Annotated in this window: 14 protein-coding genes and 1 other annotated feature; all 14 genes read right to left on the minus strand. The window is 48.6% G+C overall.

Going from position 1 to position 18,776, the window contains the following annotated elements:
• Nucleotides 1–46 precede the first annotated feature (46 nt).
• Nucleotides 47–289, minus strand: coding sequence for a DUF4321 domain-containing protein (locus MKX75_RS22940; RefSeq protein ID WP_047841183.1), 243 nt, complete (start codon nucleotides 287–289; stop codon nucleotides 47–49).
• Nucleotides 290–434: 145 nt separating this feature from the next.
• Nucleotides 435–1,664 (minus strand): SPOR domain-containing protein, encoded by a 1,230-nt coding sequence (locus MKX75_RS22945; RefSeq protein WP_076333700.1) that lies wholly within the window; start codon nucleotides 1,662–1,664, stop codon nucleotides 435–437.
• 117 nt (nucleotides 1,665–1,781) lie between these two features.
• Nucleotides 1,782–3,101 (minus strand): UDP-N-acetylmuramate--L-alanine ligase, encoded by a 1,320-nt coding sequence (gene murC, locus MKX75_RS22950; RefSeq protein WP_062837803.1) that lies wholly within the window; start codon nucleotides 3,099–3,101, stop codon nucleotides 1,782–1,784.
• Nucleotides 3,102–3,157: 56 nt separating this feature from the next.
• Complete coding sequence (locus tag MKX75_RS22955) at nucleotides 3,158–4,534, minus strand: folylpolyglutamate synthase/dihydrofolate synthase family protein (RefSeq protein ID WP_076333748.1); 1,377 nt, start codon at nucleotides 4,532–4,534, stop codon at nucleotides 3,158–3,160.
• Nucleotides 4,535–4,612: 78 nt separating this feature from the next.
• On the minus strand, nucleotides 4,613–7,279 hold the full coding sequence (locus tag MKX75_RS22960; protein WP_076333702.1) for a valine--tRNA ligase: 2,667 nt from the start codon (nucleotides 7,277–7,279) through the stop codon (nucleotides 4,613–4,615).
• A 60-nt stretch (nucleotides 7,280–7,339) separates the two neighbouring features.
• Nucleotides 7,340–7,621: a binding site (T-box leader), on the minus strand.
• 155 nt (nucleotides 7,622–7,776) lie between these two features.
• Complete coding sequence (locus tag MKX75_RS22965; protein ID WP_339166963.1) at nucleotides 7,777–9,318, minus strand: LysM peptidoglycan-binding domain-containing protein; 1,542 nt, start codon at nucleotides 9,316–9,318, stop codon at nucleotides 7,777–7,779.
• Nucleotides 9,319–9,682: 364 nt separating this feature from the next.
• The gene (locus tag MKX75_RS22970; RefSeq protein WP_339166965.1) at nucleotides 9,683–10,588 is read right to left on the minus strand and encodes an RluA family pseudouridine synthase; all 906 of its coding nucleotides are present in this window, start codon (nucleotides 10,586–10,588) and stop codon (nucleotides 9,683–9,685) included.
• Entirely contained in the window at nucleotides 10,585–11,889 is a 1,305-nt protein-coding gene (gene hemL / locus MKX75_RS22975) for a glutamate-1-semialdehyde 2,1-aminomutase (protein WP_076333705.1), read from the minus strand. The genes MKX75_RS22970 and hemL overlap by 4 nt, the downstream gene beginning before the upstream one ends.
• 26 nt (nucleotides 11,890–11,915) lie before the next feature.
• Nucleotides 11,916–12,917, minus strand: a complete 1,002-nt coding sequence (hemB, locus tag MKX75_RS22980; RefSeq protein WP_076333706.1) for a porphobilinogen synthase — start codon at nucleotides 12,915–12,917, stop codon at nucleotides 11,916–11,918.
• A 224-nt stretch (nucleotides 12,918–13,141) separates the two neighbouring features.
• Entirely contained in the window at nucleotides 13,142–14,704 is a 1,563-nt protein-coding gene (cobA, locus tag MKX75_RS22985; RefSeq protein WP_062837809.1) for a uroporphyrinogen-III C-methyltransferase, read from the minus strand.
• A 4-nt stretch (nucleotides 14,705–14,708) separates the two neighbouring features.
• Nucleotides 14,709–15,665, minus strand: coding sequence for a hydroxymethylbilane synthase (gene hemC / locus MKX75_RS22990; RefSeq protein ID WP_062837810.1), 957 nt, complete (start codon nucleotides 15,663–15,665; stop codon nucleotides 14,709–14,711).
• A 2-nt stretch (nucleotides 15,666–15,667) separates the two neighbouring features.
• Nucleotides 15,668–16,318, minus strand: a complete 651-nt coding sequence (locus tag MKX75_RS22995; RefSeq protein ID WP_076333707.1) for a bifunctional precorrin-2 dehydrogenase/sirohydrochlorin ferrochelatase — start codon at nucleotides 16,316–16,318, stop codon at nucleotides 15,668–15,670.
• Nucleotides 16,319–16,323: 5 nt separating this feature from the next.
• Nucleotides 16,324–17,112 (minus strand): cytochrome c biogenesis protein CcsA, encoded by a 789-nt coding sequence (ccsA, locus tag MKX75_RS23000; RefSeq protein ID WP_062838042.1) that lies wholly within the window; start codon nucleotides 17,110–17,112, stop codon nucleotides 16,324–16,326.
• Nucleotides 17,113–17,165: 53 nt separating this feature from the next.
• Nucleotides 17,166–18,551 carry a glutamyl-tRNA reductase gene (gene hemA, locus MKX75_RS23005; protein WP_076333708.1) on the minus strand — a complete coding sequence of 462 codons (1,386 nt, stop codon included), beginning with the start codon at nucleotides 18,549–18,551 and terminating at the stop codon, nucleotides 17,166–17,168.
• Between the last annotated feature and the right edge of the window lie 225 nt (nucleotides 18,552–18,776).

The following is an 18,776-nucleotide window of genomic DNA, read 5'->3' on the forward strand; positions in this document are numbered from 1 at the left end:
ATAGATGTCACTGATTTAATTTTTTTCGTCATAACTCGTCATTCTCCTACAGTCTGCGATACAGCCACACAGCGGCAATCATACCGATCAGACTAAGAAGGCTCATTTGAAATTGAAGTGAAATATCATAACTGATAATGTCCAGATCAGCCTGTGGCGACCAACGTATGGTCGTGGCTTTCGTAAGAAAGGCTACTGCCTTTACAGGCTGCAGTGCCTTGGCGATCCACGCTCCGGCCATCCAGCCGAGCAGCAGAAACAGCAATAACATGCCGAAGTTTTTTTTCATCGGTAATCTTCCCTCGCCATTTTTTGACACCCACATTATTATACGGGGTTTTGTACGTCAATACAAACACAAATCCGGCAAGGGGAACTATTTCCAGTTCCTTGCCGGATAGGTATTTCCAAGCGTTGTTATGGGAATCAGCGTGTTACTGCTTTATCGCTTCAAGCCATTTCTTCTGCTGCAGTACATATTCCATCAGATCGGATTGTACGGACCACATGTGCACATCATCCGGATTTTTGTTGTACTCTGCGATAGCCGTAATTGCACTGTTCATCGATTTCTCCATACCGCCGATAATAGGTTGTACTTCTGCGGTCAGGCCGGGTGAAAGACTATTCAAACCGGTCATCCATGACTGGTGTTTATTCTGGATCGCGGTCATCGTTTCTGCAGAGACTGCTGCCGGAGCAGACTGTCCCAGCTGCTGAATGGACAAGGTAGACAATTGTTCGACCAATGCAGAACTGTTCGTAAAGAAAAGCTGTACATCCTCTTGCTTGCCACCAAATATAGCCGGATTGACCTCAGGGTTCACGATCTCCTTAACGTACAGTTCAACTCCCTGAGCTTTAAGTCTGGTGCTAAGCAGCTTAGCCTCTTCACGATCAGCCGAAATGCCTGCATATACCCGATTGCCATCTTCAGGATCAGAACCTGCGGCTATACCTGCCTGTGCCAACTCAAGCTTGGCCTGCTCCGCTCGTTCGGGGGAACTGAACACACCGTATTGAAGTGCATAATACGTACTGCCAGTTGCAGCTGTCTGGAGCTGTTGTTCTGTGCCTGTACCGCCTTCCTGACCTGTCGCGGTGGAAACCGCCTGATTGACGGGAAGAAGATCGCCTGGTTTCGCGGCTCCTTCTTTATTGAAAAAGGAAAGAATAACCATGCCAAAGAGTGCTCCTGTAACGAGTGCCCCGGTGATTGAACCAATCATTTTCCAGCCCCTTGGGGGGCGATTGCGCTTATAGGAATAGTTCTCTGAATCTGCAAGCCAGTCGTGGGCTTGATCATCATGCGTATTGGACAGATCACGACGCTCTTCTTCAGGATCTCCTGAATGATTATAAAAACCGTAACCGGATCGGTTCCCAAGATAATGGGCCTCATCCAAGTTCAAGTTCGAATCATGGCTCGCTCGCTCATCAGGTTCAGGTACAGTAGAGCTTGTCAGCACCGTCTCTCCCCAGTCTCCGGGGATATCCTCTGGCGTCCAAGACGGGGTTGTATCCATCCGCTTAGACATTAGCGGTTGATTGTTCTGTAAATCTTCACTCAACGTCACCAATGGACTGGACGCGGACATCCCCTTGTTTTCAGGCTTGTCCGACTCTTGATCCCCGAAGCGAAACGTCATTCTAGCATTGCTCACCCGTACCCTCTCCTTTGTCCCATTTATATCAGCTATATGCAGAGACGGGAGAATACATTCCGTATAACGCAAAAAACCGCCTGCTTCTTATCGAAGACAGGCGGTTTCTCAATTGATTTATTTCAAACCTTTGGCAAGTGTATCGCCAACTTTCCAGATATCACCTGCGCCCATGGTAATCACAAGATCTCCTGGCTGCAGACGATGCTGCAGATCAGCCACAACTTCCTCTTTCGTTGGGAGGTAACGTGCAGAAGCATTACTGTTTTGAACGATCAGTTCAACCAGTCTGGCTGAGGTTACTCCTTCAATCTGTTTTTCGCCCGCAGGAGAATAGATATCCGTAATAAGCACCTCATCCGCTTCCGCAAAAGCACGACTGAACGCATCCAGCAGGAAGAACGTCCGCGTATAACGCTGTGGCTGGAATACTGCAATAATGCGTTTGCCTGTTGCTTTGGCGGCACTAATCGTAGCTTCAATCTCAGTCGGGTGATGAGCATAATCATCAATGATGAGCATATCACGTGCCTCGCCCAACACCTGGAATCTGCGTTTGGCTCCGTGGAACTGGATGATAGCTGCCACAATCTTCTCAAATGGAATGCCTGCTTCCAGACAAGTAATCACCGTAGCCATCGCATTATAAACGTTATGCTTACCCGGCACTGATAATTCCACCGTACCCATAGCAGCACCCTGATGATTCATCGTAAAGGAGATACGGCGATCGCCCAGTACAATATCCGTTGCCGTATAATCCGCAGCACGATCAATACCATACGTTGTAATCCGTGACTTGAGTTCTGGCAAAATCGCTTGAACATTCTCGTCGTCAGAACATACAATCGCTGTTCCTTCCGGACGAATTTGGCTCAAGAACTGCACATAAGCCTTTTTGAGCTCCTCAAAATCACTGTTGTAATTCTCCAGATGATCTGCCTCAATATTGGTTACAATACCGAGCCATGGATGGTACTGCAAAAACGAACCATCGCTCTCGTCCGCTTCAGCGACTACCCAGTCGCCTTGACCGGCCTTCGCGTTGGTACCCACATTCATGATTTCTCCGCCAATGATATATGTCGGGTCCGTATCACATTTATCCATAACAAGTGCAATCATGGATGAAGTGGTTGTTTTACCATGCGCTCCGGCCACAGCCACACCTTTACGTTCGTTCAACAAACGTGCAAGCATCTGCGAACGATGCAGAATCGGAATGTTCAGCTCTGCAGCTGCTACCCGTTCCACATTATCCGCAGGCGCTGCAGTAGAGTAGACAACCAGGTCTGCTCCAGTGACGTGCTCTGCCGTATGTCCGATATATATTTTCGCTCCCTTGGCTGCCAACTTCTCGGTCAACTCTTGTGAAGCGACATCCGATCCGGTAACGGTGTATCCCATTTCCAGCATAACTCTTGCGATGGCACTCATGCCATATCCGCCAATCCCTATAAAATGAACGTGTTCCGATGTATTTAACAAAACTTTCACCAACCTTTTTCAGAATCGGTTTGATGCAAAAGGGCTGCCCGCACATCCGCAATCAGGTACAGTGTGCCGGAGACCACCCCCAGATCTTCCGCTTCCGTCCGTGACTTCAATAGATCAAGTGCCTTTGCCCATTCGGGCTCGACGATGATTTCCAGCTCCTGCTTCGCAATGGCGGAACGTACCCGTTCGACAATTTGCAGCAATTCGGCTGCATCCATTTTGCGTCGGAAATCTGGCTCGGTCAGGATCAGCGTATCCACTAGTGGCAGTATATGCTGCAAATACGCTTCGTGATGCTTATTCGCCAACATACCCATCATCAAAATTAACTTGTTGTAAGGATAAACTTCTCTAATGCTCTTGGCCAGCGACTCAGCCCCCTCCGGATTATGTGCTCCATCGAGCACAATTCGGGGTTCATCGACGACTTTTTCGAATCTCCCTGCCCAGAATGCATTCTCCAGTCCAAGTGCAATATCGTTGTCATCCAGCATAAACGCCATGTATTGTCTGAGCAATTCAAGCACCATCAGTGCAGCCGCTGCATTGTCACATTGGTGTGAGCCCTGCATGCGGATGCGAACGTCCAGGTCACGAAACGGTCCTGTAAAATGGAAAGATTGTCCGCTCTCATTACTGTCCAGTCTATGATAAGAGAATTGATCTCCGGCCAAATACACGGTTGATTGAAGCTGCTGTGCTTTCTCCTGAATCACTTTCACAGCTTCGGGTTGAGTCGCGCAGGTCACCACAGGTACTCCCGGCTTGATAATGCCTGCCTTTTCTCCAGCAATCAGCTCAATCGTATCTCCAAGCACATCCGTGTGATCCATACCAATGTTGGTGATGACGGACACAACAGGTGCAACAATATTCGTTACGTCCATCCTTCCCCCTAGCCCCGTCTCCCATACCACAACGTCAGGGTAGCATTCTTCTGCATAATACAGAAGCGCGAGAGCCGTGGACACCTCAAACATCGTTGGTGATCCAAGCGGAGTGGAGGCCATTTCCATGACCAGTGGACGTAACCGGTTGGAGAGCTTAAGCAGAATCTCTTCGGGAATATCCTCACCGTTGTATTGAAAACGGTTCGTAAACTTGGTGATATAAGGCGACGTAAAGGTGCCCACATCGTATCCAGCCTGAAGAAGCACTGACGTCAAAAAAGCGCAAGTCGAACCTTTGCCGTTCGTTCCCGCGACGTGAATAAATTTGAGACGTTGGTGTGGATTGCCTAACATGGACATCAGACCCTCGATTCGTTCCAATCCAGGTCTTATGCCAAAAGGAATAAGGCCATTGATCCAGTCCACGGCCTCGTCATACGTAAGTAAAGGAGCTGCTGCATCTGTCCCGTCTAATTCCGTCATCTGATTCACCTTCGGTCCCGAGTTTGATTGAAAAAAGCGGCCGGATGGCATACTAGCTCTCCATCCGACCCAGATATATTAACCTTTGAGTTCCTTGATTCGTGCAATCACTTTATCCCGTTTGTCGGAATAATCTGCTTGCTTGGCGCGCTCTTCCTCAATAACCTTGGCAGGAGCTTTGGCAACAAAGCCTTCATTCGCCAGCTTTTTCTCCACACGGAGTACTTCTCCCTCAAGGTTCTGCAACTCTTTCTCCAGGCGAGCCACTTCCTGTTCGATATCAATAAGACCTGCCAGTGGCAAGTAAAGTTCTGCCCCCGTAATGATCGCAGTCATTGCCTTATCCGGTGAGCTTAGATCCAGCCCACTATCGAACTCGGACGTATTACAGAAACGTTTGATGTAATGGCTGTTACGCTGAATGATGCTGGACGTCTCAGCACTATTAGCTTTGACCATCAACTCGATCTTTTTACTCATCGGCACGTTCACTTCTGCACGAATGTTCCGAACTGCACGGATGGTATCCATGAGCAGGTTCATCTCGGCAACAGCCTCTGGGTTCTCAAGAGCAGGATCGTATACCGGCCAAGATGCCAGCGTAATCGTCTCACCTTCATGCGGCAGATGCTGCCAGATCTCTTCGGAGATGTATGGCATGAACGGATGAATCAGGCGCATGGTCTGATCGAGCACATAAGCCAGCACGGATTGTGTCTTCTTCTTGGCAACCGGATCTTCGCCATAGAAGGACAGTTTCGCAAACTCAATATACCAGTCACACAGGTCATCCCAGATAAAGTTATACAGTACACGGCCCGTTTCCCCAAATTCATACGCTTCGATTAGACGCGTAATATCGCGGGAAGTTTCGTTCAGACGGTGCAAAATCCAATAATCGGCTGTACCAAGCTCTCCGCTAATGTCACGTTCCTCATAGGTGAATCCTTCCAGATTCATCAATGCAAAGCGCGAAGCATTCCAGATCTTGTTGGCAAAGTTACGAGCCTGCTCCACCCGTTCCCAACGGAAACGCAGATCCTGACCTGGCGTGCTGCTGGTTGAGATCATGTAACGCATTGCATCTGCGCCGTATTTCTCAATAACATCCAGCGGGTCTACACCGTTGCCCAGTGATTTGGACATTTTACGTCCATCTGCGTCACGAACAAGACCATGCATCAGCACATCCTTGAACGGAATCTCATCGGTGAATTCCAATGCCGTGAAAATCATACGTGCAACCCAGAAATATATGATGTCATACCCTGTCACAAGTACACTTGTCGGATAATAACGTTGCAGGTCTTCCGTATCTTCCGGCCAGCCCAATGTGGAGAACGGCCATAAACCAGAGCTGAACCATGTATCGAGTACGTCTTCGTCCTGTCTCAACTTGCGGCCAGCATTCTCTGGCAGCGTCGTCGGATCTTCAGCAGATACGATGATTTCACCCGTTTCCTCATCATACCAAGCAGGAATACGATGTCCCCACCACAGTTGACGGGAAATACACCAGTCACGAACGTTCTCGATCCAGTTCAGATACGTTTTCTCGAAACGGTCTGGAACAAAATTAACCCCTTCGCCGCTCTGTTGCTTCTGAATCGCTCTCTCCGCAAGTGGCTTCATCTCAACAAACCACTGTGTAGACAGATACGGCTCGACAACAGCTCCGGTACGTTCACTGTGTCCAACCTGATGCGTATGATCCTCGATGTTGATCAATACACCCTGTTCTTTCAAGTCAGCAACAATCTGCTTGCGGCAGTCACTGCGATCCAGCCCTTGATACTTGCCGGCCTCTGCATTCATTGTGCCGCTCTCATCCATTACCGTAATTTGAGGCAGATCATGACGAAGGCCGACTTCAAAGTCATTCGGATCATGCGCAGGCGTGATTTTAACTGCACCACTTCCGAACTCTTTATCCACATAATCATCGGCGATAATTGGAATTTCACGTCCGATGATAGGCAGTACAAGTACTTTACCAATCATATCTGCATAGCGCTCATCCTTCGGATGAACAGCAACCGCGGTATCGCCCAGCATCGTTTCAGGACGTGTCGTTGCCACGGTAACGTAGCCACTTCCGTCTTTAAGCGGATAACGCAGATGGTACAAGTGACCCTGAACCTCTTTATATTCAACCTCAATGTCGGACAGTGCTGTCCGGTTCACCGGGTCCCAGTTAATGATACGTTTGCCTCGATAAATAAGGCCTTTTTCATACAATTGAACAAATACTTTGCGTACCGCTTGGGACAGACCTTCATCCAGCGTGAAACGTTCACGTGAGTAGTCAAGCGACAGTCCCATTTTGCCCCATTGTTGACGAATGGTAGTGGCATACTGATCTTTCCAGTCCCATACCTTCTCCAAAAACTTCTCGCGTCCCAGATCATAACGAGTCAGACCTTCTTCACGCAGCTTCTGCTCTACCTTGGTTTGGGTAGCAATACCTGCATGGTCGGAACCCGGAAGCCACAGCGCATCATAGCCCTGCATCCGTTTCGTGCGGATTAGTATATCCTGCAGTGTAAAGTCGAGCGCATGCCCGATGTGCAGCATCCCGGTCACATTTGGGGGTGGAATTACAATTGTATACGGCTCGGCATCCTTACGTTGACCGGCTTTGAAATAGCCGCGCTCCATCCAGGTGGAGTACCATTTGTCCTCTGCCGCCTTGGGATCGTAAGTGGTCGGCATTTCTGTTGCAGCTGATTTTTTTTCTTCAGACATGTGTCATTCCTCCGTTACTTCATCATCTTCGCCAAAAAAAACAAAAAAACCTTTCATCCATCAAAGGACGAAAGGTTAGCTTTCGCGGTACCACCTTTGTTTCACGTCGACAGCAAGATAGACTTCACCCTCTGTACATAACGTGACACTTCAAGCAGATAACGGCTGCTACCGGCCCATCCTACCTCAGCAATAAATGACGATACATCTCATTCATCCCTTGTATTCAAACAGGCAACTCCCGGGCGACTTCGATCAGTTGGTTCCTGCGGAATCTCACAGCGTTGCAATTCCACTCTCTGAAAGGTCATACTGTCTACTACTCCCGTTCCACGTTGTTCTTCAAAAAACCTACACACATCATACCTTGCTCGTGCGCGATAGTCAACCTGACAACAGCGGATAAAGAGCGCTGGAATGCAGGTTCAGGACGAATCATGCAAAAACCCGCAATCCTCAAGGGGATCACGGGTCGTAACGAAGGCTTTAACTACGGATTAAGGGATGTACAATATCTGACCTTCTTCCACAACCTGTTCAGATAATCGGTTATACAACTGCAGTTCCCTCGTGCTTAATTGATATCGATCAGCAATGGCATCCAGTGTATCTTCGCGCTGAACGATGCACAGTTTCACCTTGCGGAATGGGGTCTGGTCCACGATCGTTCCCAAGAACAAATTCTTCCATTCCACATCATCAGCCGGATACGTTTCTTCCTGTACTACACCAGCAGGAACCTCGTCGCCTCGCTCCACTTCAGCATCCCGTGCTGCTCTGCCAGAGGATAACAAGGAAGAGATACCTACGCCCTCCTCTTGCCGTGGTGCAGATTCTTTCTTGCTGCCAAAAGCAACCTTCAGCTCCGGCTTGTCTTCCGTCTCAGCCACAGGTTCAGGAACAAATGCTTCGTTCTGCACGAACTCGTCTACCCCAGCCGCTTCAAAAGACGGTCGGTCTTCCTCAGCGCTGCCTGGTTCGGACGAAGCGAATACCCCCTGCCAGTTCTCCGCCTGTGGTTCAACTGGAACATCGGCAACTGCCTGATTCTCCTGCTGAGGTACAGATCTCGCGGATTCGAAGCGCCATACGTCCGGTGCGTCCGGTACATCTGGTGCTGCTAACTCATTAGATGATTGAGCAGTAGGCTCTGAGACTGCTTGATCTGAGCTTCTCGGGTTGGCAGGCAATGCATCCACGGAAGGCTCGGACCACGCAGAAGGCTCTTCCTCCAGAGGCAGCAATGGTTCCGACTCAGGGTAAGAAGCTAACCGATCAGCGGTCTCGGCCATAAATGACGAGATGGGAGAAGGTTCGCTGTATTGCTCATGGGATGCCAATTCATCTCCATTCGCTGCCAGAGATGCAAGATCTTCGTTTGCATCAGGTTGTCTGTTTTCATTAGCGTACTCCGCACTTTGCTCCTCGGACTGAAGTGGCTCGGCCGAAGACGCATTCGCATAATCCTGCAGATCAGCGAATTCCGGGGCACCGTATGCAAGTTCTGCTGCATTCGCAAGTCTCTCTTCCTCACTCCGCTGGAGCAGATACTCTTGTGCAAATGCATTGGGATCGATGGCGGGCTGTTCTGATTCCTCGGAACGATTGGATTGCTGAATGTCAGGTGAGTGAACAACTGTAAACTCATCTGCCGACCATACTTGAGGCTCCTCAACAGGAAAGCCCTCGATGCCTCGCAGTGATAACACGCCTGTAATGTTCAGACTGCGATTGGATAACAGATCCACGTCAAAATTTTCGATCTCGATGGAAATATCATCAATCGATCTGACCCGGTTCAGCGGCACCGTGATCTCCACAGGAATGAAATGTTTGAGCTCCTCTGAAGCCTCATTCTCTCCTCTGTACGCACCTGTAAGTAAAAGATGTCCTCTTAACGTAGCATGATCATCCTGTCCTATGACTTGAATGCGCGGGTATAGTTCAATTTCCTCCAATTCCTCAATTCCAGGGACTCCCTCAGACAAATGAACGCGCTCATAAATATCGAACCGCAAACCATAAGGTTGATTCAACAAAGGTGGCGTCCTCCTTTCGGCATATGTTCACCATGATCCTTCTCATGGGACTGATCCATGGTCCAAATCCTTCGTTACCCCATCTATATGCCTTGAATGAGATGAGCATGCCACCTTTTGAAAAACCTTGCTATATATGTTCAACTCATGGTTATTTCCACTGTAACTCCAATGACAGAATAACCTCTGATCGCTGTTATCCCAAGATTTTTTCCATTCCTTTTTATAAAAGGGAAAATCCAGGGATAGCTTATGCTTCCGAAGCAGCTTTCTTTCAGAAAGCTTTAAAGCGAACGCTTTGCTTCTTCTGGTTGTTTCTGTCCTTTGCGTTTTCGTGTAAATAGTTAATCGAACATATAGAGTACTAGTAAGACCCCTCGCGCTCTGCCAATTGTGTAAAATCGGACGGCCAAGGATCATTCACTTCAATCACGGCTCCAGTTAACGGGTGGCTAAACTTAAGCACCTCTCCGTGAAGTGCCTGTCGCCCAATGACATCCGTTCTCCCACCATACAACTCGTCACCAATAAGCGGATGTCCTACATAACTCAGATGTACGCGGATTTGGTGTGTTCGTCCTGTATCCAGCTTTAATCGTACAAGGGTCGCTCGTTCCCACACTTCGCCGATCTCCACATGGGTAACCGCTTCCTGTCCACCTTCCGAGACACGTCTGCGCTGTTTGTGATGTCTATCCTTGCCAATCGGAGCATCAATTTTGTCGAGTTCAGGGGATAATTGTCCCCCAGCAATGGCTATATAATGGCGACCAATCTCTTTGCGGCGCATTGCTTCATCCAGTTTGGCGAGGGCAAACGCATTTTTGGCATACAGGACAGGCCCGGTTGTATCCTCATCCAGTCGATGAACATGGCGTACGCTCGCCTGAATTCCGTTCATTTCATAATACGAGGCAACCGCGTGATCCAGCGTGATGGCCTGATCAGCACGGCTTCCATCCGGATGCAGTTTCATGCCTGCCGGTTTGTGCATAACCAGACAAAAATCATCCTCATACAATACATCTACCTCAGCCCAGCGTGGCTCAACATCGATTGGCTGGGACGCAAAAAGGGCCAGCCGAAGCCGGTCCCCTGCGAGTTGTATTCCTCGGTTTGTTTTAAGCTGACGGAGCAGTTTCTCCGGAAACTGTAGCTCAGACAATAGCCACTGCTCTGCGGCCATCGGTTTGTCCGAACTGCCTGTTACGGCTTTCCCTGGCATCAGCTCAAGCCATTCCCCGCGGCGTTTCCAACTTTTGATAGTCATAGCGATTGAAGAGCCTTCCGGTTCGCCTCGATTGTATCGTCAATGTCCTGCTCCGTGTGCACACCAGAGACAAACATGCCTTCGTATTGCGAAGGCGCAACACTCACACCTTGATCAATCATGGCCGCAAAATAACGACGGAATTGATCCAGATTGCTTTCTTTGGCAATATCATAATTGGTTACGGGAACGGCACTGAAGAATGGACAAACCATGGAACCAACACGGTTAATGGTTATCGCAACACCCGTCTCCGCTGCATTTTTCTCAAAGCCGGCTTGCAGACGTGCAGACAGTGTCTCCAGACGGTCGTAGACCTCTGGTGTTAACAATTTGAGCGTCGTATATCCTGCGGCCATAGCCAACGGGTTCCCGCTCAGTGTACCTGCCTGATAGATCGGACCTGTTGGTGCAATCTGTTCCATCAGATCCCGGCGACCACCATAAGCACCAACAGGGAGTCCGCCACCGATAACTTTACCCAGACAAGTCAGGTCAGGCGTAACCCCAAACCGTCCCTGAGCACAGTTCAACCCTACGCGGAAACCGGTCATCACTTCGTCAAAAATAAGCAGGCTGCCATATTGCGTCGTCAAACTGCGCAAGCCTTCAAGGAAACCGGAAGCCGGAGGCACAACCCCCATGTTACCCGCCACAGGTTCCACAATAACAGCGGCCAGTTCTTCACCATAACGTTCAAAAGCAAGCGTCACGGACTCCAGATCGTTATAAGGTACCGTGATGGTATTTACAGCTACCCCTTCGGGCACTCCCGGACTATCTGGCAGACCCAGCGTTGCAACACCTGAACCCGCCTTGATCAGCAAGCTGTCTGCATGTCCATGATATGATCCTTCAAACTTCAGGATTTTACTGCGTCCAGTTACCCCGCGTGCCAGTCGAATGGCACTCATTGTTGCTTCCGTACCGGAATTCACCATCCGTACGATATCGATAGAAGGTACACGCTCACAGACCAGTTTCGCCATCTCGGTCTCCAGCAGAGTCGGCGCACCAAAGCTTGTTCCTTTCAGAGCTGTCTCACGCAAAGCTTCTACAACATCAGGATGTGCATGTCCCATGATGAGTGGACCCCACGATCCCACATAGTCAATAAAAACATTGCCATCAATATCGTAGATTTTGGACCCTTCACCGCGTTCTGCATAGATCGGGGTAAGTCCCACCGATTTGAATGCGCGTACAGGGCTGTTCACACCCCCGGGTATGTACTGCTTCGCTTCTTCAAACGCGCTGCGTGAGCGCTCATCATTGCGACGATTACCTTGTTGTGCAGTCATGAATATCCTCCTCAATGTAATTTATTTTATTGCTCAGCCAACCAGCGTGAAGCGTCTTTTCCGTAGTAGGTAATGATCATATCTGCACCTGCGCGTTTCATGCTGAGCAGGATTTCCATGGCAACTTTTTTCTCATCGATCCAGCCTTGAATCGCCGCCGCCTTCACCATGGCATACTCGCCACTTACATTATAGGCAACAAGCGGAAGATCAAATTGATCCTTAATGGTGCGCATAACATCCAGATAGGAAAGGGATGGTTTTACCATCAACATGTCCGCTCCTTCGAGCACATCCGTCTCTGCTTCACGCAAGGCTTCACGTGCGTTCGCCGGGTCCATCTGATATGACTTGCGGTCTCCGAATTGTGGTGTGGAATCCGCAGCTTCACGGAATGGACCATAGAATGCGGATGCATATTTAACAGAGTAAGACATAATCGGAATGTGACTGAATCCATTCTCATCCAGCCCCGCGCGGATCGCTTGTACAAATCCATCCATCATGTTGGATGGTGCAATAATGTCCGCTCCTGCTTTGGCTTGAGACACTGCCGTTTGCACGAGCAGATCAAGTGATTCGTCATTTAACACATCTCCGCAGATGTGACCGTCAATCTCCACGGTGTGTACCATACCGCAGTGGCCGTGATCCGTGAATTCACACAGACAAGTATCCGCAACAACCAGCAGCTCCGGGTACCAGGATTTGATCAATCTCGTCGCTTCCTGCACAATGCCATCTTCAGCAAAACCAGATGAACCCACACTGTCCTTAGTCTCCGGAATACCGAACAATAGCACAGCAGGAATTCCCAGCTCAGCAATTTCCGTTACTTCCTCCTGAAGACGATCCAGCGAGAAGCGGAATACGCCAGGCATGGATTTAATTTCAGATTTTACATTTTCTCCATACGTAACATAGATTGGTTGAATAAAATCATCTACGGTGAGATGGGTCTCTCTGACCATATTACGAATACCTGTGGATTGACGTAAACGGCGATGCCGTACAATTGGAAAACTCATACGAGTAAAACCTCCTTGAAAAAGTTAAATAGAGCAAAAAGGGAAGCGCGCTGGTATCCTATCGAATTCAGCACGCTTCATATGTTGACATATTACATGGATCAATTTCATAACTCGCTAAAAATGGATTTCGTAACTAAATATAGACAAATTGAATCGTTTTGATCTATATCTAGCCTTGATTGAAGCAGCTAAAGGTATTATGAAATTGATTCCCATGTGTATTAATTCCGAAGGACACCTTCTTTGGTGCCTGTCCGTTTCCAGTCGCATAGAACGGTGATCAGACTATCCATCGTTGCTTCCTCTGCCATCAGTGTAACATGTAGTCCAGCGGCCTCTGCCGTCTTCGCTGTAACAGGTCCGATACAAGCAACCTCCACATTTTTCAATAAAGGCAGTGGATCCTGCAATCCCATCCGTTTCAACATGTTCATGAAGTTGGTAACCGTCGATGAACTTGTAAAGGTCACCGCGTGAATACCGCCTTCTTCAAGCAGCTTGAGCAGTTCGTCATCATCCTCACCAGCGAGGATCGTATCATAGATGATAGCCTCGGTGACTTGAAGTCCTCGTTCTCTCAGCTGGTCACGTAACCACGTACGGGCAAGATCGCCGTGCGGAAGCAGTACTTTCTGGCCTTCCTTCAGCTCACTTTCAAAAGCCTCAAGCATGCCTTCGGCCTGGAAAGGACCTTTGACAACCTCTGCAACGATGCCATGTTTACGTAAAGCGTCTGCTGTAGACGGTCCTACGGCAGCAATTCTCGCTTGATGAATCGAACGAATGTCCTTGCCTTCCTGTTCCAGATGACGGAAGAAAAACTCCACCCCGTTCACACTTGTGAAAAACACCCAGTCATACGTATTTAAAGCACTAAGGGCGTCTTTGACACTTTGCTGCGCAGATTCACTGGACGGCATAACCGTCTCAATGACCGGAAACTCATACGGTTCCCCGCCGAGTTCCTCAATGCGATTCACAAGTTCACTCGCCTGACTGCGAGCACGTGTCACCAGAATTCGTTTGCCAAACAGCGGCAGCGCTTCTGCCCATTTCAATTGTTCCCGTTGATTCACGACATCCCCCACCACAATAACAGCTGGCGGTTGGAAATTGGCTGCGATCACTTTCGCCTCTATATCTTCAAGGGTACCTGTAATGGTATCCTGTTCCGCTCGTGTTCCCCAACGAATTAGAGCTACTGGTGTTTGCGCTGGACGACCATGACGAATCAATTGTTCGCTGATATATCCAATTTTGGCAACCCCCATCATAAATACAAGTGTGCCCGTTGCATTCGTCACTTTATCCCAATGGATGCTGCGATCAAGCTTGTCCGGACTCTCATGCCCCGTAATGATAGAGATAGAGGACGCATAGTCACGGTGAGTCACAGGAATTCCGGCATACGCAGGCACACTTATTGCAGCTGTAACCCCAGGTACAATCTCAAACGGGATTCCGTTTTTGTGCAGCAAATCCGCCTCTTCGCCCACGCGTCCAAAGATAGTTGGATCGCCACCCTTAAGCCGAACTACAACCTTACCTTCCAAAGCCAGATCAACCAACAGTTGATTGATCTCTTCCTGTTTCATCGTATGCCGATCAGGGCGCTTGCCCACGTAAATCTTGACCGCACCGGGTTTCATCTGTTTTAACAATCTCGGACTTGCCAAACGATCATAGACTACAGCATCGGCTTTACCGATGGATTCCCATCCTTTTACCGTAATTAGCTTCGCATCCCCAGGACCTGCTCCTACCAAAAAGACCTTTCCCACCATGTCTTCATCCCCTAACTTCTGCCAGTATCTGCTCTGCTCCCCGTTCAATCAATCTCCAAGCCACTTCTTCTCCCAGACGAACCGGATCTTTGCCAGTCAGAGCTTCCTTAAGAATCAGTCCACCATCTGGCGTGCCAACCATACCTGTTAATTGTAACGTGTTTTCTCCATTCAGGGAATCCGCATCTTCCTGAGGCAGCCATACCGCATGAGCACCAATTGGAACCTGACAGCCCCCATTCAGTACACTGAGAAAACGGCGTTCCGCCTGTACGGGAAATGCTGTCTCCGGATCGTTATACAGCTGCAACAAGTGCAATAGCTCCTCATCGTCTTCACGACATTCGATACCAAGCGCGCCCTGACCCACGGCCGGAAGACAAGCTGTTTCGGTCAAGTACTCGGTAATCCGGTCTTCCCAGCCCATTCGATACAATCCTGCCGCAGCCAAAATAATTGCGTCGAGTCCTTCAGTCTCCAGCTTCCGCAGACGGGAATCAATATTGCCGCGAAGTGATTCCAATTGTAAATCTGGGCGATAGGCCTTCAATTGACTGGATCGGCGCAAACTGCTTGTGCCGACTCTCGCTCCTTCTGGCAGTTGATCGAGCGTAAGTCCACCATTGGAAATCAATGCATCCCGTGGATCTGCACGCCGGGGAACAGCCCCATTAATTAATCCTTCGGGTAACTCGGAAGGCATATCCTTCATGCTATGCACAGCCATATCAATGGTACGATCAAGCATCGCCTGTTCAATCTCTTTGACGAACAAACCTTTGCCCCCCACTTTTGACAAGGTTACATCCAGAATGAGATCTCCCTTCGTAACAATCTTATGTACTTCAAAGTCAAAAGCTAATCCTTCCCGCTCACAAATATCGCGTAAATCCTGAATAACATGGCCTGTCTGGGTTAGCGCAAGCGCGCTCTGTCTACTACCAACTTTAATTGTACGCATGTCTACACTTCCTCCTGATTACGGGATATCCAGTCCCCGATTTCTTCTTCCGTCCACCACCGGAAATGGCCTGTACGAATATCTTCTAATATGTTCATTTCAGTTAATTGTCGGAGCAACGTGCTTCTGAGACTCGGTGAGGATACACGTAACTTTACCTCAGTCCTCATCTGGTGCAAAAACTCCAGATACGTCTCATACTCATCACCGAACTGTTCTTCAAGTGTAGCACGTATCTCAGCTGCTGCTGTCGGCCCCGCTCCTGCTGTGGATATCGCTATGCTTAATCTCCCACGCCTGACCACGCTTGGCGTAATAAAGTTGCTGTACTCGGAAGACATCGCATCATTCACCAGTATGCCCGCGGCCTCAGCCTCCCGAACCACAGTTGAATTGACCTCTGAACGGTCAGTCGCTGCATATACGAGAAAGGCCCCCCGCAAATCTCCATTGCGGTAGGACCGGTCTATCCATTGAATTCGGGATTCATGATGCAGTTGTTTTAATACGGGAGTAAGCTCCGGACTAATGACCGTAATCTGTGCCTCGGCATGCAGCAATCCCTTTATTTTACGCTCGGCAACACGTCCACCGCCAACCACGCAACACTTCTTGCCAGAAATATTCACAAATATCGGCGTGTAGCGATCCATCCCCTTCACTCTCCCGTCCAACGATGAAACGCTGAATACGCATTGGATAAAAAACTTATTATGACAAATCCGTATCCGATCAGTGTCCATCTTGCCATAATAATCGTTGAGAACTGTTTCCTTCTCTTGGATACGAAGTAACCCACATAGATGGCTATAGCAAGGCCTGTGGCAATAACTTTGAGATCCAGAAGCAGTGTCCAGCGTGTTTCCGCCACAATGGATAATACCGCAAGCATCACAGAAACACCAAGGAGCGGTGTACCAATCAAAGTAGCACCATCCATGTATTTGCCGATCACTTCCAGGCTCGGCATCCGCCGCATTGTATCATTCCACTTTTTTTTCTTCAGCTTGTGATGCAGGAACAGATATAACAAGGCAAATACCGTACCAACGGTTAACGCCGCAAAACCGAGATTTGCCAAGGTAATATGCATAATAAGTAGTCCATGTACGGTTTGCCAATTGTGCAGTGATATCTCTCCAGCCGTGAACCATAGTCGGTTCAATACAGTTACGGAAAAACCAACAACATTCAGCAACAGAATCACAAATTCAGAACGCTGGATGCGAGTCATGGCGAGAGACATCAGCACGATACTGAATGAAAATATAAACAAAAAATCAAAGGTCGTGTAGATTGGGAAATGGCCCTCGGTCCACATCCGCAATATGACATGTGTGACCTGTAGCCCCCAAACAACAACAAGAAACCCTGTGCCTGTCCGCTTCGCCCCCGCATTGCGTCGAATGCAGTCCGAGAAATAGAACAGTAGGCTCAGGGCATACATATAAATTAGAGCTTCATAGACTTGTTCAGCAAGGGTCAAGCTGCCCACCCGCCTTATACGCCTGCCGGAGCATAAGCCGGCACGGGGTCTTGCCGGTTTTCGTTAAGGTGAGCGGCTGGTTTACCCAGAGCCGTGGCATCACTCTGATTTACTTTTTCAGCAGCCGTCTCTACTGCATCTTCCAGAGCAAAAATCTGAGTAAACATGCGCAGAGCTTCATCACCTTGCTTCGTACCTGCCATTTCTTTGATCCGGTTAATCGGATCTGTCGTCATTTGATTCACAATACTCTTGGTCAAACGACGAATGACTTTACGTTGATGTTCATCGAGCTCAGGCAGTTTATTGAACAGGCTATCCATCGTTTCTTCATGAATGGAGACACCTTTTTCCTGCAAAGCACGAATGACGGGACGAACGCCCAACGTTTTGAGCCAATGGTAATAATCCTCCATCTCAAGCTCAATCATTCTCTCAATCTTGGCAGCTTCCACCTTGCGCATCTCCAGGTTGCTCTCCACGATTCCTTCCAGATCATCAATATCGTAGAGGAAGACGTTGGATAATTCAGCAATCGCCGGATCAATATCGCGCGGAACTGCAATATCAATCAGGAACAATGGACGAGATTGACGACGCTTCATACTCTCCCGTACCACTGCTGCATCCATGACATAACGCTCAGCCCCAGTGGAACTAATAACAATGTCAACTTCAGTAAGTCGCTCTAATGCCTGTTCCATGGTACAAGGTGTTCCCCGGAACTTGGCTGCCAATTCTTCGGCTCTTGCGAGCGTACGATTTGCCACGATGACTTCGGATGCTCCGTTGGCATAGAGATGCTTCACGGTCAGTTCACTCATCTTGCCGGCACCCAAAATCAGTACCTTCTTGTCTGTGAACATGCCAAAGATCCGCTTGCCCAGCTCAACAGCAGCATAACTGACGGATACGGCGCTCTCCCCGATGGAAGTCTCCGAATGTGCCCGTTTACCCAACGTAACTGCCTGTTTGAACAGCATATTAAACCAAGTACCTGTTGATTTCTCTTCCTGAGCTTTAAGAAAAGCCTGTTTCACCTGTCCAAGAATCTGAGTCTCACCAATGACCATGGAGTCTAGTCCGCAGATCACACGGAACAAATGGCGCATGGCTTGATCATCTTCATATATATATAAGTGTTGCGTAAATTCTTCCCGTGGTACATTAAACCATTGTTCCATGAATGTTCGAATAAAATAACCACACATGTGAAGACGGTCTACCACAACATACAACTCGGTACGGTTACATGTGGCCACGATTACACCTTCCAATACACTCTTGGTCAGCTTGAGCTGCTGCAGCGCTTCAGACAAGTCCTTTTCTGCAAATGTGAATCGTTCCCTAACCTCTACAGGCGCCGTGCGATAATTCAAACCAACGACAACGATGTGCATTGCAAGTTCACCTGCCTAATAAATTTCCAATCAAAGTGCTTACTGCATATGTCTATCCATTTATGATTGACATGGTTAATTATATCACACATCATAGCCGTGACCGGGTCATTTTTATGAAATGTTTATGAAATCACCATGTTCATCATCATATGCACTGTCATTTATTGTAGTGTCTCACCAAAGTTCACCGTTATGCGTTAAAAAGTGCTTAATATGAATATT

Source organism: Paenibacillus sp. FSL R5-0341, from assembly GCF_037975235.1.
Lineage (GTDB): Bacteria > Bacillota > Bacilli > Paenibacillales > Paenibacillaceae > Paenibacillus > Paenibacillus amylolyticus_A.